This is a genomic window from Bradyrhizobium sp. CSA207 (genome assembly GCF_029051685.1).
GTDB lineage: Bacteria > Pseudomonadota > Alphaproteobacteria > Rhizobiales > Xanthobacteraceae > Bradyrhizobium.
This window is the reverse complement of sequence record NZ_JAACFT010000022.1, coordinates 136,320-156,004: the sequence shown is the minus strand read 5'-3', so window position 1 is coordinate 156,004 and position 19,685 is coordinate 136,320. Positions and strand designations below refer to the sequence as shown.

Here is a 19,685-nt window from a genome sequence, read left to right as displayed (position 1 = left end):
ACGCGTAAGATCGTCGGCAGCGTCAGATGTGTATAAGAGCCAGAGGTGTGGCCGGGCGTGCGGGCGCCGCAGGCGGTGCAGCCGCTGGCGGTCCCTTAGGCGCTTCCTTCGGAGGCTGCTTCGGTTTTCCGTCAGGGCCCGTCTCTTGCGGCTGGGCCTGCGCGACCACGAGCGGCGGCGCGCCTTGCGCATGCGATGCGGAGCCTGCGAATTGCATCGCGGTGAGAGCCGTCGTGGCAAGCAGCACGAAACGAAGGTTGGTCATGATGGTGAACTTCCCCGGAAGGTTCTTTGACAAGGTCTGGTGATGAACGGATACGCGTTAGGCCGGATTGTGGCGGGTGAAGAAGACACGGCCCGATTTATTTCTGCACGCAAATCACGACACGACATCAATGTTCATTGCGCATTCAGACGCAGGTTGCAATCGCCTCACATCTGTCGGTCGCCTTGGAAGTGAGCTGCGGATGAATCCGCATCGGTTGCAGGGTTTGGTGTGTGCGGTCCGTTCGGTCCGCGCGGCGGAATCTCCTCAGGCACGCGGCCGGGCAATTCGTCCGGACGTGCAGGCTCCCCGGGCTCACGCAGCGGCGGCACAATGTCGGGCTGCGGATTGCCGGGCGGAATTCCCGGTGGCGGTTCGGTGGGGGTCCCCGGTGTGGCCGGTGGAATCTCGGGCGGTTCGATCGGCATCGGCATCATCGAGGTCAGTTATGCGAAGAATGATAACGATGATGCCGGGCAAATGTTCCACGCCTCCTCGTTTCGTAAAACCATCCTATTCGGGCGCGTGGCAAACCGCCTCAATGTTATGGCCGTCGGGATCGAGCACGAAGGCGCCGTAATAGTGCGGGTGGTAATGCGCGCGAATGCCAGGTGCGCCGTTGTCACGTCCGCCGGCCGCCATTGCCGCCTTGTAGAACGCCTCGACCGTGGCGCGGTCCTTCGCCAGGATCGCGACATGCACCGGCTTGCTCAGCCCGCCTTCGCCGCCGATCCAGAAATCCGGCTTGCCGTCGGCGCCAAAGCCCGCGGCCGGATCGTGGCCGGTCTGCTCCTGCGTCACCTCCATGATCAGGCTGTAGCCGAGCGGCGCCAGCGCCTTCGTGTAGAACGCTTTGGCGCGCTCGTAGTCGGAGACCGGGAAGCCCATGTGATCGATCATCACAACCTCCATCGTTCGCAATCAGCGCGAGAGGAACGTATTGCTCCGCGTCTTGCGCGTGATCGCAAAACCGCGCGCGACCATGTCAGCGATACAATCCTCGCGCCATTCGTTTTGTGACAGATGTTCGATCACGACCGCACGAGGCCACATTGAGGGTGGCGCACCGCGGAAGAAGCCGATCAGCACCCGGTCTTCAAAACCTTCGACGTCAATCTTGAGCGTATCGACTTGCGAAACGCCGGCTTCGTCGAGAATGCGCATCAGGCGCAACGACGGGACCTTGATGGCGCCAGCGCTCGCTGCGCCGGTCACGACGTGAGTGGCGCCGAGATTGCCGCCGCCGGTTTCGATCATCAGCTCGCCGTCGGCATCGCCGGCTGCTGCCTGCACCAGGCGAACCTGCGGGGTTCGCGATGCGGCATGGTTGAAGCAGAGACGTCCGAACGTCGTCGGATGCGGCTCGATCGCGACCACCTTGCCTGCGGGCCCAACATGGCCGGCCATCACCAGGGCAAAGGTGCCGACATTGGCGCCGACGTCGATGAACACGCCGCCTGCCGGCGTATGCTGGCGCAAGAAATCGAGCTCGTCGAGATTGTAGTCGGGATTGAACAGCGCGCCGCGCTCGGTCGCGCTGCCCTGATGATAGAAGCGGAACGAGGCGCCCTGATACTGCACGTCGAGCGGACCGCCGCGCATCAAGTTGACCAGACGCGATAGCCATGGACGAAACGCACCGCGCTTCAGCCCCGACTGCTTTGCGAGGCCGATAATCGCGGCCTGCGCCGCGTTGGGCGCAAACGCGCCGAACGGCGCGGGCGAAGGTTTGGTGTCGGGCGTCAAGCCAAAAGTCCTCGTTGCAAGCGGCGCATGCATAGCCGGTTTTGGTGAGGACTCCAACGCTGCGTCTAAAGAATGTAGCCCGGATGGAGCGTAAGCGAAATCCGGGATCGCTCCACACGCGAATGAACCCCGGATTACGCTTATGCTCCATCCGGGCTACGACATCAGGCTGCCTTCTTAACCGCCGGCCTGCGCGTGCGCAGGAGGCGGCCGAGCAGCTTGCGCCTGCCCTTGCGCGGGATCAGATCGATGTCGCTGACGAGCCTGGCGCCGCCCTTGCGGCGCTCCAGCACGATCTTGCGGCTGTGGAAGGCCTCCAGCTCGGCGCGGTGTGCAACGCTGACGATGGTCGCCTTCGGCAGTTCGTCGGTGACCATCTTCATCATCTTGTCCTGGCTGTTCTCGTCGAGTGCCGAGGTCGCCTCGTCGAGCACGACGATGTCGGGGCTGTGCAGCAGCAGCCGCGCGAAGGCGAGGCGCTGCTTCTCGCCGCCGGACAGCGTCTGGTCCCACGGACCGTCCTCCTCGATCTTTTCCTTGAGATGATCGAGACCGACCTTGTGCAGGGCCTCGCCGATCTCCGCGACGGTCCAGTCATCCTCGGCGCCGGGATAGGCGACGGCGCGGCGCAACGACCCGGAAGGCACGTAAGGCCGCTGCGGCAGCATGAACAGCCGCCGGTCGGGATGGAAATTGACGCTGCCGCCGCCCCATGGCCAGAGACCGGCGATGGCGCGAACCAGCGTGCTCTTGCCGGTGCCGGATTCGCCGGCGACCAGAAGGCGCTCGCCGGGCTCGATCACTACCTCGGTCTCAGCGACCACGGCGGTACCGTCGTCGAGTGTGACGGAAAGGTCCTTCAGCTCCAGCATCGCGTCATTGCTGGTCTCGCCGCGCTGGATGCGGCCGAGGCCGTCACCCTGCTCGGCGCGCTCGAGGCCGTCGAGCGACATCATCAGCGAGGCGATGCGGCGCGCGCAGGCGTTCCAGTCGGCGAGCCGCGGATAGTTGTCGACCAGCCAGCCGAACGCGCTCTGCACGATGGTGAAGGCGGAGGCCGCCTGCATCACCTGTCCGAGCGTCATGCTGCCGTCGAGGAATTTTGGCGCGCAGAGCAGGAGAGGGACCACGGGAGCAACAAGGCTCGATCCCTGCGACACCAGCGTGGTGCGCATGTGCTGGCCGGCGAGTCGCGCCCATTGCCGCAGCACGCTGGTAAAATTGCGGTCGATGCCGTCGCGCTCCTCCTCCTCGCCGCCGAGCAGCGCGATGCTCTCGCCGTTCTCGCGCACGCGGGTCAGCGTGTAGCGGAAATCGGCCTCGGCCTGGTTCTTGTCCTCGGAGACCTGCACGAAACGCCGGCCGATCACCACGATCGAGCTGGATGCGATCGCCGCGTAGAGGATCGCGGCGATCACGAGGAAGCCGGGAATAGCGACCGACGATCCCGCAAGCCTGACCGTGAGGGCGCCGCCGATGGTCCACAGCACGACGATGAAGGTCGCGGCCGACAACAGCGCCGAGGTCACGCCGGCGAGAAAATCGACCGGCGAGTCGGTCGCGACGCGCAAATCCTCGGCGATCCGGTATTCCGGATTCTTGTGATCGCCGTCGACGAGATTGAGCTGGTAGTAGCGGCCGTTGTTGAGCCAGCGCGTCAGCACGCTCGCTGTGAGCCAGGCCCGCCAGCGCCGCTGGATGAACATACGCACGAACACCTGCGCCACGCCGAGCACGATGCTGCCGATCGCGAGCGGAAAGAATACCGCGGTGAGATGGAAGACTGTTGCTGCGTCGCGCTTCTCAATGGCGTCGAAGATCGCGCGATTCCAGACATTGATGCCGTATTGAAAGCCGACGGTCAGGACGATCAGCACGCCGAGGCCGATCGAGAGCGGCCAGGCCAAGCGATCACCGTTGCGGCCCCAGAAGCCGCGGGCGCTGATCCAGAAGCGCGTCAGCAGATAATCCTTGCGCGCCTGCTCGGCCTCCTCGGGCGAGAGTTCGGGATCAGGCTCGATCAGTTCGGGCGGCGGCGGAGCCTCCTCATCGCCGATCTCGCCGACGATTTCGACTGTCGGCGGCTGCTCGCCCTGTTCGCGCTTCCCGGCCGGCCTTTGCATGGCCGGATAACGCAAAAGAAATCAAACGGTTCCCGCGAGTTCCGCTATTCGGCTGCGCCGTCTCGCACCCGCCGCAGCCGCGCAGCCCGATGGAGCACGCGCGATAGCTCGTCGATCGCGTAGGGCTTTTGCACGACATCGAAGCCGAGGCTGCCGTTCTCGGACAGCGCCTCGCTGTAGCCCGTGGTCAGCACCATCGGAACGCCGACGCCGCGATCGCGGATCGCCCGCGCGAGATCGAGGCCGGTCATTCCCGGCATCACGACGTCCGAGAACACGACATCGAAACGGTCGGCGTCCACGACCAGCTCCGCGAGCGCATCGGTGGCGTTGTCGACCAGCGTGACGCTGTAGCCGAGCTCGGTGAGACCATCGGCGGCGAAATTGGCGAGCTCGATATTATCCTCGACCACCAGGACCGACATGCCGCTGCCCGCGACCGCCGGCGCCGTATGCGGCGCCAACCGCTGCGGCAGCAGGTCCGGCGCAGCGCGCGGCAGATAAAGCGAGAAGGTGCTGCCCTGCCCGACCTCGCTCTCTACCGTCACCTCGCCGCCGGATTGCCGAGCAAAGCCGAACACCTGCGACAGGCCGAGACCGGTGCCGTGGCCGACCTGCTTTGTGGTGAAGAATGGCTCGAAGACGCGCCCGATCCGGCTTGCGGGAATGCCGACGCCGGTATCGCTGACGGCGACGCTGACGAAACCAAGCTTGCTCAAGTTCTGACTGCCGGTGAGCTGCGCCAGCGTGTCCGGAACGGCCGTCGCCGCATGCACCGTGAAGGTGATCCTGCCCTTGCCCTGCATGGCATCGCGCGCATTGGTCGCCATGTTGATCAGCGCCGTCTCGAACTGGCTGGCATCGGCATTGACGAGGCAGGGCTCCGCCGGCAGCCGCATGACGATCTCGATCGCCGGTCCGAGCAGCGTCGCAAGCATGTCGTGCAGCGATTGCAACCGTTCGCCGACGTCGAACGGCTCCGGCTTCAGGGTCTGGCGCCGTGCAAAGGCAAGGAGCTGCGAAGTCAGCTTGGCGGCACGGGCGACCGCATCCGCGATCGCGGTGATGTAGCGCTGCCGCCGCTCCTCGCTCAGCTGCGGCCGGTTCAAGAGGTCGACGGAGGCGCGAATCACGGTCAGAAGGTTGTTGAAGTCGTGCGCGACGCCGCCGGTGAGCTGTCCGAGCGCCTCGAGGCGCTGGCTGTGCTTGAGCGCCTCCTCGGCCTCCCGCCGCCGTGCGGCTTCGGCCTGGAGATGCTGGGTGCGCCGGAACGCCAAGGCGAGCAGCAGAAACAGCAGCGCGGTCGCGGGTACGCCGAACACCAGATGCTGGCCCATGGTGACGAACCAGCGTGCGCGGATTGCCGAGGTCTCGAGCCCGGCACTGACATAGATTGGATATTCAGCGATGCGCCGGTAGCCGATGCGCCGCTCGATCCCGTCCGACGGCCAAGCGACGGTGATGAGGCCATGCTCGGGATTGGCTGCGATGTTGCGGCCGACCGGTCCGCCGGGATCGAGCCGGAGGTTGCCGTCGAGCCGCGGGAAATGCGCCAGCACTTCGCCGTCGGCGCGTCCCATCGCGAAGAAGCTGCCGGGAGCGGAGCCGATCCTGGCGTAGAAGCTCTCGAAATATTCGGGCAGGACGGAGGCCTGGATCACGCCGATGAAGCTGCCATCGTCGGAATCGCGGCGGCGGCTCATGCCGAAGAACCGCGCGCCCTGATAGGGCGGGCGGGGTGTCAGCGAGGCGCCGATGAATGTGCCGATGTTCTGGTCGATATGAGCGTAGAAGTAATCTCGGTCCGCAAAGCTCAGCTCGGGCGGCGGCGAGACGAGGCTGTTGACCAGCGACTTTCCGCCCGCGTCGAAAATCCAGGCCGATTTGAGCTGCGGCAGCGAATCGGTCAGCCGTTTCAGGCGACGGTGCAGCGCCGGTTCGCGCGAGCGGATGATTTCGTCGGGAAGGCCGCGCACGACCTCGTTGAGTTCGGCGAGGCTGCGGTCGATGGTCTCGAACACCTTGAGTGCATGCTCGTGCGCGACATCAAGCGACCGCTCGATCTCCCGGTCGGCGACGTCTTTGGTCGATGTGTAGGAGATCGTGGAGGCGATCGCGAACAGCGCAATCGGCAGCGCCAGGGATGCCGCCATCATCCACTGTAAAAGCCTCAGCGAATTGCGTTGTGCGCCCTGCACGGTCGCTCCGGTCCCTGGACCTGAGCTTAACTGAATTTCCCGCCGGGAAGGAAGCCGCTTATGCGAATAACCTGTAGTTGCAGTATCTGATTTTTGCGCCCGCCACGGGGGCCACGGAAAATTCTACTCAAACTGGCGCCGGTCGTAGAAGGGCCCGGCCGTCCCGGCCGGGGATCGGAGCATGAACCAGGTCTAGATCTGCCGCTCGACCATCTTGAGCTTCAGCTCGGCGATCGCTTCGGCCGGGTTGAGGCCCTTCGGGCAGGCCTTTGCGCAGTTCATGATGGTGTGGCAGCGATAGAGCCGGAACGGATCCTCGAGATTGTCGAGCCGCTCGCCGGTCGCCTCGTCGCGCGAATCGGAGACCCAGCGGTTGGCCTGGAGCAGTGCGGCCGGGCCGAGGTAACGCTCGCTGTTCCACCAATAGCTCGGGCACGAGGTCGAGCAGCAGGCGCAAAGGATGCACTCGTAGAGGCCGTCGAGCTTTTCGCGGTCCTCATGGCTCTGGCGCCATTCCTTCTGCGGCGTCGGCGAGGTCGTCTTCAGCCACGGCTCGATCGAGGCGTATTGCGCATAGAAATTGGTGAGGTCGGGCACGAGATCCTTCACGACCGGCTGGTGCGGCAGCGGATTGATCTTCACCGCCCCGTCCTTGACGTCGTGCATCGAGCGAGTGCAGGCCAGCGTGTTCTGGCCGTCGATGTTCATCGCGCAGGAACCGCAGACGCCTTCGCGGCAGGAGCGACGGAAGGTCAGCGACGGATCGATGTTGTTCTTGATCCAGATCAGGCCGTCCAGCACCATCGGACCGCAGTCATTGGTGTCGACGTAATAGGTGTCGACGCTCGGATTCTTGCCGTCGTCCGGATTCCAGCGATAGACGCGGAATTCGCGCACCTCTGCCGCGCCCGCGGGCTTCGGCCAGATCTTGCCGCCGGTGATCTTGGAGTTCTTCGGAAGTGCGAATTCAACCATTTCGATAAGGCCTTCGCTGTTCGATCAATACACGCGCGCCGTTTAGTAAACGCGAGCTTTGGGCGGGATGTACTGCACGTCGTTGGTCATGGTGTAGTCGTGAACGGGGCGGTACTCGATCTTGACCTTGCCGGAATCATCCAGCCAGGCCAACGTGTGCTTCATCCAGTTCTTGTCGTCGCGTTCGGAAAAATCCTCGCGCGCATGGGCGCCGCGGCTCTCGGTGCGGTTGGCCGCCGAGTTCATCGTCACCACCGCCTGCGAGATCAGATTGTCGAACTCCAGCGTCTCGACGAGGTCCGAATTCCACACCAGCGAGCGGTCCGAGACGGCGATGTCGCTGATGCCGCTATGGACCTTCTGGATCAGGTTCTGGCCTTCGCTCAGGATTTCGCCGGTGCGGAACACCGCGCAGTTGGTCTGCATCACGTGCTGCATGCCCTCGCGCAGCTTTGCGGTCGGCGTGCCGCCGGAGGCGTTGCGGTAATGGTCGAGGCGGCCGAGCGCGAGTTCGGCCGAGTTCGCCGGCAGCTCCGGCTGCTCGGCGTTGGCTGTGAGCTTCTCGGCGCAGCGCAGCGCAGCCGCACGACCGAACACCACGAGGTCGATCAGCGAGTTGGAGCCGAGGCGGTTGGCGCCGTGCACGGAGACGCAGGCCGCTTCGCCCAGCGCCATCAGGCCGGGGACCACCGCATTGTCGTCGCCGTCCTTCTTGGTCAGCACCTCGCCATGATAGTTCGTGGGGATGCCGCCCATGTTGTAGTGCACGGTCGGCACGATCGGGATCGGCTCGCGCGTCACGTCGACATTGGCGAAAATTTTTGCAGATTCGGAGATGCCCGGCAGCCGCTCCGCCAGCACCTTCGGATCGAGATGATCGAGATGCAGGAAGATGTGGTCCTTCTTCTTGCCGACGCCGCGGCCTTCGCGGATTTCGATGGTCATCGAGCGCGAAACCACGTCGCGCGAGGCAAGGTCCTTGGCCGACGGCGCGTAGCGCTCCATGAAGCGCTCGCCTTCGGAGTTGACGAGATAGCCGCCCTCGCCGCGCGCACCTTCGGTGACCAGGCAGCCCGCGCCGTAAATGCCGGTCGGGTGAAACTGCACGAACTCCATGTCCTGGAGCGGCAGGCCGGCGCGCAGCACCATGCCGCCGCCGTCGCCGGTGCAGGTGTGCGCCGAGGTGCAGGAGGCATAGGCGCGGCCGTAGCCGCCGGTCGCCAAAATCGTGGTCTGGGCGCGGAAGCGGTGCAGCGTGCCGTCGTCGAGCTTGAGCGCGATCACGCCGCGGCAGGCGCCCTGGTCGTCCATGATCAGGTCGATGGCGAAGAACTCGATGAAGAACTCGGCCGCGTGCCGCAGCGACTGGCCGTACATCGTGTGCAGCATGGCATGGCCGGTGCGGTCGGCGGCGGCGCAGGTACGCTGCGCCTGGCCCTTGCCGTAGTCCAGGGTCATGCCGCCGAACGGACGCTGGTAGATCTTGCCGTCCTCGGTCCGCGAGAACGGCACGCCCCAATGCTCGAGCTCGTAGACCGCCTCGGGCGCGTTGCGCACCATGTATTCGATGGCGTCCTGGTCACCCAGCCAGTCCGACCCCTTCACGGTGTCGTACATATGCCAGCGCCAGTCATCCTTGTGCATGTTGCCGAGCGCGGCGGAGATGCCGCCTTGCGCAGCCACCGTGTGCGAGCGGGTCGGAAACACCTTGGTGATGCAGGCGGTGCGCAGGCCCGCCTCGCTGCAGCCGACCACTGCGCGCAGACCCGCGCCGCCGGCGCCGACCACGACGACGTCATAGGTGTGGTCTTCGATCGGATAGGCTTTACCGTTGGTGGCGGGTGCGCCGTCGCCCTTGCCATTCGTTGTGGCGGCCATGGTTACACTCCGGACGAAAGTTTCAGGATCGCGTAGGTCGAGGCGAGCGCTACCGCAATCGAGAAGAAGTTGTTGAGCATGATCGACACGAGCTTCAGCTTCTCGTTATGGATGTAGTCCTCGATCACGACCTGCATGCCGATCTTCATGTGCCAGGCGCTGGCGACGATGAAGAGCAGCAGTATCACGGCGATCGGCAGCGAGCCGAGGATCTGCGCGGCGCCGGCCTGGTTGCGGCCGAGCAGCATCATGATGATCACCAGCACCGGGATCATCAGGAGCGTCATGGCGACGGCCGTGATGCGCTGGCGCCAGAAATCACCGGTGCCGGAATGCGCGGCGCCGAGATTGCGGACGCGACCGAGCGGGGTTCGCATCGAGGGTGGCTTCGGAGAGCCGTGGGATTCGCTGAAGCTCATCGTCCGCCTCCGATTGCGTAGGCAATGATCCAGATCAGGACCGTGAGCCCGATGCCGCCGATCAGCGCGCCCCAGGTCAGGGCCTCGCGCTCATTGGCCTTGAAGCCGTAGCCAAGGTCCCACACGAAATGGCGGATGCCGCTCAGCATATGGTGCATCAGCGCCCAGGTGTAGCCGAACACGATCAGCCGGCCGATAATGCTGCCGGTGAAGGCCTGGACATGACCATAGGCAGTGGGGCCGGAGGCCGCCGCGATCAGCCACCAGGCCAGCAGCAGGGTTCCGACATAAAGGGCAATACCGGTGGCGCGATGGACGATGGAAAGAGCCATCGTCAGCGTCCAGCGGTAGACTTGCATGTGAGGAGAAAGCGGTCGTTCGATCCGTGCGGACATGGGCTTTGATGCTTTATTGCGGCCCAACATGGGGCGCGTGGGGATCGCGAGAGGTTGGCTCTATTTACGGAGTCGATTTCGCCTGCGCAATCACCAAATCGCCATAGATCGAACGAGGGTTCAGCGCTATGGCGTTGATCGAACAGGACCAATCAGGGGCTTGGTATACCAGCCTGAGATCGACCGGAAAAGAGAGAACGAAAATTCATTACTTGTTCGGTATTGGCGGTGCGCATTGAAATCCCTATTGGAACGCCTCTAAATAGACCGTGCCGTCCAAACTGCTCAGAGCATGGGTTAGGCTCATCTCCCCGCCGGCATTGCCCCCTATTTTGTGGCCGGCCCCGGATATGCGCACCCTGCATTCCACCCCAGCCGGAAGGCACGGCTGTCGACCACGGAAATCGGATCGCCTACAGCTCTCTACGAGCCAAGTATCGGAGAAGTTGCGGCCAGTCGCCGGGGCAGGTCAGGGGTGATCGCAGGGCTTGATATTCAGGAAGTCGTGGAGCTCACGCTGCTGCTGATCGCGGTCGGCGCGCTCTCCGGATTTTTGGCCGGCGTGTTCGGCATCGGCGGCGGCGCCATCCTCGTGCCGGTGTTCTACGAATGCTTCCGCATCGCCGGCGTGCCGCTGGAGGTGCGCATGCCGCTGTGCGTCGGCACCTCGCTCGCGGTGATCATCCCGACCTCGATCCGTTCGTTCCAGGCGCACTACAAGCGTGGCGCTGTCGACATGGCGATCCTTCGCGTCTGGTGGCTGCCGATCGTGATCGGCGTCATCGCCGGCAGCGTGGTCGCGCGCTACGCGCCGGAGCGGCTGTTCAAGATCGTCTTCGTCTGCGTCGCATGGTCGGCCGCGGTGCGGCTGATCTTTGCGCGCGAGAGCTGGAAGCTTGGAGATGACTTGCCGAAGGGTCCCTTGATGCGCGTCTACGGCTTCTGCGTGGGCATTTTGTCAACGCTGATGGGCATCGGCGGCGGGCTGTTCTCGAATCTGCTGATGACGTTCTACAGCCGGCCGATCCATCAGGCGGTGGCGACCTCATCCGCACTCGCGGTGCTGATCTCGATTCCCGGCGCGCTCGGCTACATCTATGCCGGCTGGCCTGCGGCGGCGAGCTATCCGAGCGTTGTAGCCCTGCAGGTCCCGTTCGCGCTCGGCTACGTCTCGCTGATCGGCGCCGCGCTGGTGATGCCGATGAGCCTCGTCACCGCGCCGCTGGGCGTCCGGGCCGCGCACGCAATGTCGAAGCGGACGCTGGAGGCGGCGTTCGGGTGTTACCTCTTCGTCGTGGGCAGTCGGTTTGTGCTGAGCTTGGTGGGCGGGCAATAACGCCCCATATTCCGTCATTGCGAGCGCAGCGAAGCAATCCAGAATCTCTCCGCTGCGGCAGTCTGGATTGCTTCGTCACAAGGGCTCCTCGCAATGACGAGGCGAGAGAGCGGCGCGCCCTACTTCTTCGCGTAAATATCCTTGTACGTATCCCGCAGCACGTTCTTCTGCACCTTGCCCATGGTGTTGCGCGGCAGCTCGTCGACCACGAAGACGCGCTTGGGCATCTTGAATTTGGCCAGCCGGCCGTCGAGCGCCTTCAGCACCGAGGCTTCGCTGACTTCCGCGCCCTTGTTGCAGACCAGCACCGCCGTGACGCCCTCGCCGAAATCGGCATGCGGCACGCCGATCACGGCGGACTCGATCACGCCCGGCATCGCATCGATCTCGCTCTCGATTTCCTTCGGGTAGACGTTGAAGCCGCCGGAGATCACGAGATCCTTGCCTCGTCCCAAAATGTGGACGTATCCCTTGGCGTCGATCTTGCCGAGATCGCCGGTGATGAAGAAGCCGTCATCACGAAATTCGGCCTTGGTCTTTTCCGGCATGCGCCAGTAGCCCTTGAACACGTTGGGGCCCTTCACCTCGATCATGCCGATCTCGTCGCGCGGCAGCTCCTTGCCCGTCTCGGGGTCGGTGACGCGCACGGTGACGCCGGGCAGCGGGAAGCCGACGGCACCGGGCACGCGCTCGCCGTCATAGGGGTTCGACGTGTTCATGTTGGTCTCGGTCATGCCGTAGCGCTCGAGCACGGCATGTCCGGTGCGCGCCGACCATTCGCGATGGGTCTCGGCCAGCAGCGGCGCCGAGCCCGAGATGAACAGCCGCATGTGCTTGGTGGTCTCGCGCGACAGCGCGGCGTTTTGCAGCAGGCGCGTGTAGAAGGTCGGCACGCCCATCAGCACCGTGGCGCGCGCCATCAGCTTGATGATCAGATCCGGATCGAGCTTCGGCAGGAAGATCATCGCGGCGCGGGCAAACAGCGTGACGTTGGTCGCCACGAACAGGCCGTGGGTATGGTAGATCGGTAGCGCGTGGATCAGCACGTCCTTGTCGGTGAAGCGCCAGTAGCCGACCAGCGAAAGCGAGTTCGACGCGAGATTGTCGTGGGTGAGCATCGCGCCCTTCGAGCGGCCGGTGGTGCCTGAGGTGTAGAGGATCGCGGCAAGATCGTCGCCGGCGCGCGGCACGGTGATGAATTCACTGCTGGCTCTGTCGGCGGCCTCGGTGAGCGAGCCGTTGCCATCCGGCCCGAGCGTCTCGACTTTTGCCTTCACCTTGGCGGCGATCGGGGCAAGCCCTTCCGCCTTGGAGGGATCGCAGACCACCAGCGACGGCTCGGCATCGCCGATGAAGTAGTCGAGCTCGTTCAGCGTATAGGCGGTATTGAGCGGCAAATAGACCGCGCCGGCGCGCACGGTCGCCAGGTACAGCACGATATTCGCGACGGATTTCTCCACCTGCACAGCGACGCGGTCGCCGGGATTCACGCCGCGCGCGACCAGCACGTTCGCCATTTGCCCAGCGCGCGCGATCAAATCGCCATAGCTGATGCGGGCACCGTCATGCGTCTCAATCGCGAGCCGCGCAGGATCGTCCAGGCCGTCGAACAGGCGGGAAAACAGGTTGGCGTTGGCAGCTTGGTTCATGCAAGATTTCCTCGACCGCAAGGTTCGGTCAAAATCGAGGGCTGGATTAGCAAAAACCGCCCCAATGAAGCAACGGAGACAGTTTGCATGACCAAAAACGGGAAACGCGTGGCCTGGGTCACGGGCGGCGGCAGCGGGATCGGGGAAGCCGGCGCCGAAGCGCTCGCTGCCGACGGCTGGACGGTGGTGGTGTCGGGCCGGCGCAAGGATGCCCTGGATAGCGTGGTCGCCAAGATCATCAACGACGGCGGCGCGGCCGAGGCCATGGCACTGGACGTGTCCGTTGCCGCCGAGGCCCAGTACACCGCCGATCAGATCGTCGCCAGGCACGGCCAGATCGATCTCCTGGTCAACAACGCCGGCATCAATGTCCCGAAGCGGAGCTGGAAGGACATGGAACTGGAGGACTGGGACAGACTGGTCCAGGTCAATCTCAACGGCGTGCTCTACTGCATGCGCGCGGTGCTGCCGACGATGCGCAAGCAGCAGGATGGCGCGATCATCAACGTCTCGTCCTGGGCCGGCCGCCACGTCTCGAAAATGCCGGGCCCGGCCTACACCACGACCAAACACGCAGTGCTGGCGCTGACCCATTCCTTCAACATGGACGAATGCGTCAACGGCTTGCGCGCCTGCTGCCTGATGCCGGGCGAGGTGGCGACACCAATCCTCAAGCTCCGCCCGGTGGTGCCGAGCGAGGAGGAGCAGTCCAGGATGCTGCAATCCGAAGACCTCGGCCGCACCATCGCCTTCATCGCATCGATGCCCCCGCGCGTCTGCATCAACGAACTGCTGATCAGCCCGACGCACAATCGCGGATTCATTCAAACGCCGTTGAGCAGGGATTGAACCGCGGTCAGAGCCACGAGTTCGTCATTGCGAGCGCAGCGAAGCAATCCAGAAATGTGTCGGCGGAGGCAGTCTGGATTGCTTCGTCGCAAGTGCTCCTCGCAATGACGGCGGAGCCACCACACGAACACACCCCCGCAAAGTTTCACGCATCACAAAGAAGTTTTGTCCGAAACCACTTCGCGAACCCTCCCGTAGTTCGGTCCAACGACGGCGCTGCCGCCTCACCTCAAGCGTCGCAGATGCCGTTGTTGCCCCAACTCGAACGCCGGCAATCGCCGGTCACAATCCAATCGGGAGACTCTCCATGTCGAAGCGCATTACCTATCTCACTGCTGCAGCCTTCAGCGCGCTGGCTATCACCGCGACCGTCGTCGCGCCCGTTCGCGCCGAGGAAAAGACCGTCATGGTCGGCGGCGCCGCGATGTTCCCCTCGAAGAACATCGTCCAGAACGCCGTCAACTCGAAGGATCACACCACGCTGGTGGCGGCGGTGAAGGCGGCCGGCCTCGTGCCGACGCTGGAGGGCAAGGGCCCGTTCACGGTGTTCGCGCCGACCAACGCCGCCTTCGGCAAGCTGCCGGCCGGCACCGTCGACACCCTGGTCAAGCCGGAGAACAAGGCGACGCTGACCAAGATCCTGACCTACCATGTCGTGCCCGGCAAGCTCGAGGCCTCCGACCTCACCGAAGGCAAGAAGCTGAAGACCGCCGAGGGTGAGGAACTGACGGTCAAGAAGATGGACGGCAAGGTCTGGATCGTCGACGCCAAGGGCGGCACCTCGATGGTGACGATCAGCAACGTCAACCAGTCGAACGGCGTCATCCATGTGGTCGACACCGTGTTGATGCCGGCCTCGTAACACCGCGCAGTCCTGTTCCACCCCCTGGGGCAGGATGCGATGAAACCGCGAGCCGGGGGGGCACCCGGCTCGCTTTTTTGTGACTACGATTGCCCGCCGGCATCGATTCGAAGCCGGACAGGGCGTAACGAAAGCCGAAACACCGGCGTATAATTGCTGTCAAACGACGTTCAGGACGGAACCACCATGGCGAGTCTCACAGTCACCGACGAGCAGGTCAGGGCCACCCCGGCCAAAGTGATCCAGCCGGCCTGGGTTCGGGTCACGCACTGGATCAACGCGCTGGCCATGATCCTGATGATCCTGTCGGGCTGGCAGATCTACAATGCCTCGCCGCTGTTCGGCTTCAGCTTCCCGCGCGACTACACGCTCGGCGGCTGGCTCGGCGGCGGCCTGCTCTGGCACTTTGCCGCGATGTGGCTGCTGATGATCAACGGCCTCGCCTATCTCGTCACCGGCCTGGCCACCGGCCGCTTCCGGAAAAAACTGCTGCCGATCACGCCGTCGGGCGTGATCCACGACGTCAGGGCGGCGCTGACCTTCAAGCTCGGCCATGACGACCTCACTGTCTACAACTACGTGCAGCGAACGCTCTATGCCGGCATCATCGTGGTCGGGGTGCTGATCGTGCTGTCGGGCCTGGCGATGTGGAAACCGGTACAGCTCTATTATCTGGTGATGCTGTTCGGCGACTATCCGACCGCGCGCTACGTCCATTTCTTCTGCATGGCCGCGATCTGCGCCTTCCTCGTCGTCCACGTCGCGCTCGCGCTGCTGGTGCCGAAAAGCCTGCGCGCGATGATCATCGGCCGCTGAGAAGGGAGGAAGACATCATGGCCAAGCGTTCATTCCTGATCCCCGGCGTCGACAGACGGCTGCTGATCAAGGACTCCATCAAGGCGATGCCGGATCTTGCCCGCCGCCGTTTCATCACGGGCGGTGCCAGCCTCGGCGCGCTGACGCTGCTCACCGGCTGCGACGTGATCGACTCCTCCTCGGCGGAGGAGATGCTGAAGTCGGTCTCGAAGTTCAACGACGCCGTGCAGGCGTTCATCTTCAATCCGGACGCGCTGGCGCCGACCTTCCCGGAGAGCGCGATCACAAAGCCATTTCCCTTCAACGCCTATTACGATCTCGACGACGCGCCCGAGGTCTCGGCTGCGGACTGGAAGCTCGAGGTGCGCGGCCTCGTCGACAACAAGAAATCGTGGACGCTCGATGAGCTCTATCAATTGCCGCAGGTCACGCAGATCACCCGGCACATCTGCGTCGAGGGCTGGAGCGCGATCGGAAGCTGGACCGGCACGCCGCTCCGCGACTTCCTCAAGCTGATTGGCGCCGACACGCGCGCGAAATATGTCTGGTTCCAGTGCGCCGATAAGGACGGCTACAACTCGCCGCTGGACATGCGCAGCGCGCTGCATCCGCAGACGCAGATGACGTTCAAATACGCGGGCGACATCCTGCCGCGCGCCTACGGCTTCCCCATGAAGATCCGCGTGCCGACCAAGCTCGGGTTCAAGAATCCGAAATACGTGGTGTCGATGGAAGTCACCAACGACTACAAGGGCGGCTATTGGGAAGACCAGGGGTATAATTCGTTCAGCGGGAGCTGAAGGTCTGTAGGGTGGGTTAGCATAGCGGATGCGCGAAGTGCAGTCCGCTCAGCGTAACCCACCTCTTTAGCTTCCGCGGTGACAGAAGTGGTGGGTTACGCTGACGCTAACCCACCCTACGGCATCGAGCCCTTCGGCGGCACCTTCCGCTGGCACAACGCGGCGATCGCGCCGAGCGCCAGCAGCGCCGCGGATACATTCAGCGCATAACTCAAGCTCCCCAGCGCATCCGTGATGGCACCGACCACGATCGGTCCGAGCGTCTGGCCGATGCCGAACGAGATCGTCATCGTCGCGATCGCGCTTGGCCATACCTCGTGCGGATAGTTGAAGCGCACGAAAGCGGTGGTCGAGCCGACCACGGCGAAGAAGGCGACGCCGAACACGACCGCCGAGATCGCCAGCCACGCCGTCGAATGTCCGAGGATGGGAAGCGACGCGCCGAGCGCGTTGGTGCCGAGGATGATGGCGGTCGCAAGTCCGCCGCGGTCGAGCGCGAGCACGCGGCGCCAGACCCAGGGCGTCACGAAAGCACTCATGCCGATCAGGCTCCAGAACGCGGCCTGCGCCGCGGCACCGCCGCCGCCGTCGCGCACATAGGCGATCATGAAGGTCATGTAGGCGATGTAGCCGGCGCCGAACAGGAAGTAGGCGGCGAGATAGATCAGCACGGGCAGGATTTCGAACGAGGCGTGACCCGCCTCGGTGAAGCGCGCCTTGCTCTCGATGCGGACCAGAAACAGCGGGATCGTCATCGCCGCCGAAAGCAGGGCCATGGCCCACCACACGATCCACCACGAGCCCGGCCCGAAATGCGCAAGCGTATATGGCGCGATCAACCCCGAGGCGAGAATGCCGATGCCGGGCCCGGCATAGAACAGGCTGAGCAGGAAATTGGCGCGCTCGGGGCGCGACTGCGCCACCATCGCGGCCAGCGCGCCACCGGCGACAAAGCCGGCCGCAGCGCCGACGCCCAGCACCAGCCGCGCCAGGCTGAGCGCGAAAAAATTCCCGGTGAGCGCGCAGAGCGCGAGCGCGGCGACGCAGGCCACGGTTCCGCCGCGGATCGCGGCCGACCAACCCACCAGCCGGATCAGCCGCGACGCCATCAGCGCGCCCGCGAGGTAGCCGACCGCGTTGATGGTGTTCATGAAACCGGCCGCCGAGTAGGACCAGCCAAGGTCATCCCGCATGTCCGGCAGCACCAGCGCATAGGCGAAACGGCCGATGCCGAGCCCGACCGTCGCAGCCAGCGACAAGATCAGGATCAGCCGCGCGGAATGCGCGTCGGGTGGCGGGCGGTCTTGAGCAAGGTAGTCTTGGGCGTGCAAGGAGTACTCCGGCAAGAGGATTGTGGCAGGCCCTGCCCGCTTTGCACAGCGGCGAAGCGGCAATGGTGTCTTGCCAAGCGCGCAACACCGCTCTAGCACTCCGGCCGAAATTCATGAGACGCCGTCATGCCCGGCCTTGTGCCGGGCATCCACGTTCTTCGCACCGCAACAAGGACGTGGATGGCCGGGCATAGGCGAACGAAGTGACGCCGTCCCTTGGACGGCTATGCCCGGCCATGACGCAACGCGGAGGTAGAACGACCATGGCGACCCACAAACTGCTGCTGCTCCCCGGCGACGGTATCGGCCCCGAGGTGATGGGCGAGGTGAAGCGGCTGATCGACTGGCTCAGTGTATCAGGCATTGCCAAGTTCGAGACCGACACTGGACTGGTCGGCGGTTCCGCCTATGACGCGCACAAGGTGTCGATCTCCGAGGGGGACATGGTCAAGGCCAAGGACGCCGACGCAATCATTTTCGGCGCGGTCGGCGGCCCGAAATGGGATGCCGTGCCCTATGAGGTGCGCCCCGAAGCCGGCCTGTTGCGGCTGCGCAAGGATCTCCGCCTGTTCGCAAATTTGCGTCCCGCCGTGTGCTATCCGGCGCTCGCGGATGCCTCCAGCCTGAAGCGCGAGGCGGTCGAGGGCCTCGACATCATGATCGTGCGCGAGCTTACCGGCGGCGTCTATTTCGGTGAGCCCAAGACCATCACCGATCTCGGCAACGGCCAGAAGCGCGCTATCGATACCCAGGTCTACGACACCTATGAAATCGAGCGCATCGCCCGCGTCGCCTTCGACCTCGCCAAAAAGCGCCGCAACAAAGTGACGTCGATGGAGAAGCGCAACGTCATGAAGTCGGGCGTGCTCTGGAACGAGGTCGTGACGCAGGTCCACAAGCGCGAATATTCCGACGTCACGCTCGAGCACCAGCTCGCCGATTCCGGCGGCATGATGCTGGTGAAGTGGCCGAAGCAGTTCGACGTCATCGTCACCGACAATCTGTTCGGCGACATGCTGTCCGACATCGCTGCGATGCTGACTGGCTCGCTCGGCATGCTGCCCTCGGCCTCGCTCGGCGAGGTCGACGTCAAGAGCAAGAAGCGCAAGGCGCTGTACGAGCCCGTGCACGGTTCGGCGCCTGACATCGCAGGCCAGGGCCTCGCCAACCCGATCGCTATGATCTCGTCGTTCGGCATGGCGCTGCGCTATTCCTTCGACATGGGCGCGCTCGCCGACAAGCTGGACGCCGCGATTGCAGCAGTACTCGCCAGCGGCCTGCGCACCGCCGACATCAAGTCGGAAGGCACGACCGCCGCCTCGACCACGCAGATGGGCGAAGCGATTCTGAAGGAATTGCAGAAGCTGCACGCGTAAGGCTTGCACAGCGACTGTAGGGTGGGTTAGCGCAGCGTAACCCACCTCTTTCGTTTCCGCGACGATGGACCATGGTGGGTTACGCTGAGCGGCACTGCGCTTCGCGCGGCCGCACAGCTAACCCACCCTACAGTCCCTTCAAAAAAATAGCCGGGCGCAAGCCCGGCCATTTTCGATTCGGTCAGTCGTGTCCGCTTCAGTACAGCGGGAAAGTCTGCGGATAGCCGCCGACATCGGCGGGCGGCGAGAGCGGCTGGCGGTCGATCGGGCGGTTGAGGTTCTCGCGCGCGAAGGACGGATAGCCCACGGCCGGCGGGAAGGCATAGTCGGTGAACTTGCGGTCGCCCGGATTGACCTCGGTGCCGCCGTCGAGCCAGGAGCGCTTGCTCACATACAGACGGGTGCGTCCCTGCTGATAGACCGCGTTGGGGCCGCCCGGTCCGTAATAGGGTCGGCCGCGATCGTCATAGCGCTTGATCTTGGTGTCGGCCGAGGCCGGCGTCGCGAAACCCATGGCAGAGGACATGGCAATGACGGCGCCCGCCGCAAGCCAGATCGCCAATTTGTTCGCGGCAGAGAATTTCGAGCTCATCACGTCCCCTTCAGGCGGCAAGCCGCCAATCGATTTCGCCCCATACTAGCCCGGCCGGGGCGGCTGCAACTAGGT

Annotated in this window: 19 protein-coding genes; 6 read left to right on the top strand and 13 right to left on the bottom strand. The window is 64.3% G+C overall.

The window, feature by feature from the left end:
- Positions 1 to 22: 22 nt before the first annotated feature.
- The 10 genes from GWG65_RS24900 to sdhC all read right to left on the bottom strand — a co-directional run bounded on the left by GWG65_RS24900 (position 23) and on the right by sdhC (position 9,999).
- Positions 23 to 265 (bottom strand): hypothetical protein, encoded by a 243-nt coding sequence (locus GWG65_RS24900; protein ID WP_275198193.1) that lies wholly within the window; start codon positions 263 to 265, stop codon positions 23 to 25.
- 167 nt (positions 266 to 432) lie between these two features.
- Complete coding sequence (locus tag GWG65_RS24895; RefSeq protein ID WP_275198192.1) at positions 433 to 693, bottom strand: hypothetical protein; 261 nt, start codon at positions 691 to 693, stop codon at positions 433 to 435.
- 85 nt (positions 694 to 778) lie between these two features.
- The gene (locus GWG65_RS24890; protein WP_275198191.1) at positions 779 to 1,165 is read right to left on the bottom strand and encodes a VOC family protein; all 387 of its coding nucleotides are present in this window, start codon (positions 1,163 to 1,165) and stop codon (positions 779 to 781) included.
- A gap of 21 nt (positions 1,166 to 1,186) precedes the next feature.
- Positions 1,187 to 2,044 carry an FkbM family methyltransferase gene (locus GWG65_RS24885; RefSeq protein WP_275198190.1) on the bottom strand — a complete coding sequence of 286 codons (858 nt, stop codon included), beginning with the start codon at positions 2,042 to 2,044 and terminating at the stop codon, positions 1,187 to 1,189.
- 131 nt (positions 2,045 to 2,175) lie between these two features.
- A complete protein-coding gene (locus tag GWG65_RS24880; protein WP_275198189.1) occupies positions 2,176 to 4,134 on the bottom strand; it encodes an ABC transporter ATP-binding protein/permease in 1,959 nt (652 codons plus the stop codon).
- 44 nt (positions 4,135 to 4,178) lie between these two features.
- Positions 4,179 to 6,332, bottom strand: a complete 2,154-nt coding sequence (locus tag GWG65_RS24875; protein WP_275198188.1) for a hybrid sensor histidine kinase/response regulator — start codon at positions 6,330 to 6,332, stop codon at positions 4,179 to 4,181.
- 192 nt (positions 6,333 to 6,524) lie between these two features.
- Positions 6,525 to 7,307: a succinate dehydrogenase iron-sulfur subunit gene (locus GWG65_RS24870; RefSeq protein WP_275198187.1), complete on the bottom strand. Its 783-nt coding sequence runs from the start codon at positions 7,305 to 7,307 to the stop codon at positions 6,525 to 6,527.
- A gap of 42 nt (positions 7,308 to 7,349) precedes the next feature.
- Complete coding sequence (gene sdhA, locus GWG65_RS24865; protein ID WP_275198186.1) at positions 7,350 to 9,185, bottom strand: succinate dehydrogenase flavoprotein subunit; 1,836 nt, start codon at positions 9,183 to 9,185, stop codon at positions 7,350 to 7,352.
- Positions 9,186 to 9,187: 2 nt separating this feature from the next.
- Positions 9,188 to 9,604 (bottom strand): succinate dehydrogenase, hydrophobic membrane anchor protein, encoded by a 417-nt coding sequence (gene sdhD, locus GWG65_RS24860; protein WP_275198185.1) that lies wholly within the window; start codon positions 9,602 to 9,604, stop codon positions 9,188 to 9,190.
- On the bottom strand, positions 9,601 to 9,999 hold the full coding sequence (sdhC, locus tag GWG65_RS24855) for a succinate dehydrogenase, cytochrome b556 subunit (RefSeq protein WP_275198184.1): 399 nt from the start codon (positions 9,997 to 9,999) through the stop codon (positions 9,601 to 9,603). The genes sdhD and sdhC overlap by 4 nt, the downstream gene beginning before the upstream one ends.
- A 475-nt stretch (positions 10,000 to 10,474) precedes the next feature.
- Between sdhC and GWG65_RS24850 the strand changes: the two genes are divergently transcribed.
- Positions 10,475 to 11,335, top strand: a complete 861-nt coding sequence (locus GWG65_RS24850) for a sulfite exporter TauE/SafE family protein (RefSeq protein ID WP_275198183.1) — start codon at positions 10,475 to 10,477, stop codon at positions 11,333 to 11,335.
- Positions 11,336 to 11,454: 119 nt separating this feature from the next.
- Here GWG65_RS24850 and GWG65_RS24845 read toward each other — a convergent pair whose 3' ends face one another.
- Positions 11,455 to 12,984 carry a malonyl-CoA synthase gene (locus GWG65_RS24845; protein WP_275198182.1) on the bottom strand — a complete coding sequence of 510 codons (1,530 nt, stop codon included), beginning with the start codon at positions 12,982 to 12,984 and terminating at the stop codon, positions 11,455 to 11,457.
- An 87-nt stretch (positions 12,985 to 13,071) separates the two neighbouring features.
- Here GWG65_RS24845 and GWG65_RS24840 point away from each other — a divergent pair, with 87 nt between their 5' ends.
- The 4 genes from GWG65_RS24840 to GWG65_RS24825 all read left to right on the top strand — a co-directional run bounded on the left by GWG65_RS24840 (position 13,072) and on the right by GWG65_RS24825 (position 16,311).
- Positions 13,072 to 13,833, top strand: coding sequence for an SDR family NAD(P)-dependent oxidoreductase (locus GWG65_RS24840; protein WP_275198181.1), 762 nt, complete (start codon positions 13,072 to 13,074; stop codon positions 13,831 to 13,833).
- A gap of 307 nt (positions 13,834 to 14,140) precedes the next feature.
- Positions 14,141 to 14,695: a fasciclin domain-containing protein gene (locus GWG65_RS24835; RefSeq protein WP_275198180.1), complete on the top strand. Its 555-nt coding sequence runs from the start codon at positions 14,141 to 14,143 to the stop codon at positions 14,693 to 14,695.
- A gap of 186 nt (positions 14,696 to 14,881) precedes the next feature.
- Positions 14,882 to 15,511 carry a cytochrome b/b6 domain-containing protein gene (locus tag GWG65_RS24830; protein ID WP_275198179.1) on the top strand — a complete coding sequence of 210 codons (630 nt, stop codon included), beginning with the start codon at positions 14,882 to 14,884 and terminating at the stop codon, positions 15,509 to 15,511.
- A gap of 17 nt (positions 15,512 to 15,528) precedes the next feature.
- Positions 15,529 to 16,311 carry a molybdopterin-binding protein gene (locus GWG65_RS24825; protein ID WP_275198178.1) on the top strand — a complete coding sequence of 261 codons (783 nt, stop codon included), beginning with the start codon at positions 15,529 to 15,531 and terminating at the stop codon, positions 16,309 to 16,311.
- Positions 16,312 to 16,427: 116 nt separating this feature from the next.
- Here GWG65_RS24825 and GWG65_RS24820 read toward each other — a convergent pair whose 3' ends face one another.
- Positions 16,428 to 17,642 (bottom strand): YbfB/YjiJ family MFS transporter, encoded by a 1,215-nt coding sequence (locus GWG65_RS24820; RefSeq protein ID WP_275198177.1) that lies wholly within the window; start codon positions 17,640 to 17,642, stop codon positions 16,428 to 16,430.
- 263 nt (positions 17,643 to 17,905) lie between these two features.
- Here GWG65_RS24820 and leuB point away from each other — a divergent pair, with 263 nt between their 5' ends.
- Entirely contained in the window at positions 17,906 to 19,018 is a 1,113-nt protein-coding gene (leuB, locus tag GWG65_RS24815; protein WP_275198176.1) for a 3-isopropylmalate dehydrogenase, read from the top strand.
- A 196-nt stretch (positions 19,019 to 19,214) separates the two neighbouring features.
- On the opposite strand, the gene GWG65_RS24810 is transcribed toward leuB, so the two are convergent.
- Positions 19,215 to 19,610 (bottom strand): hypothetical protein, encoded by a 396-nt coding sequence (locus tag GWG65_RS24810; protein WP_275198175.1) that lies wholly within the window; start codon positions 19,608 to 19,610, stop codon positions 19,215 to 19,217.
- Positions 19,611 to 19,685: the final 75 nt, after the last annotated feature.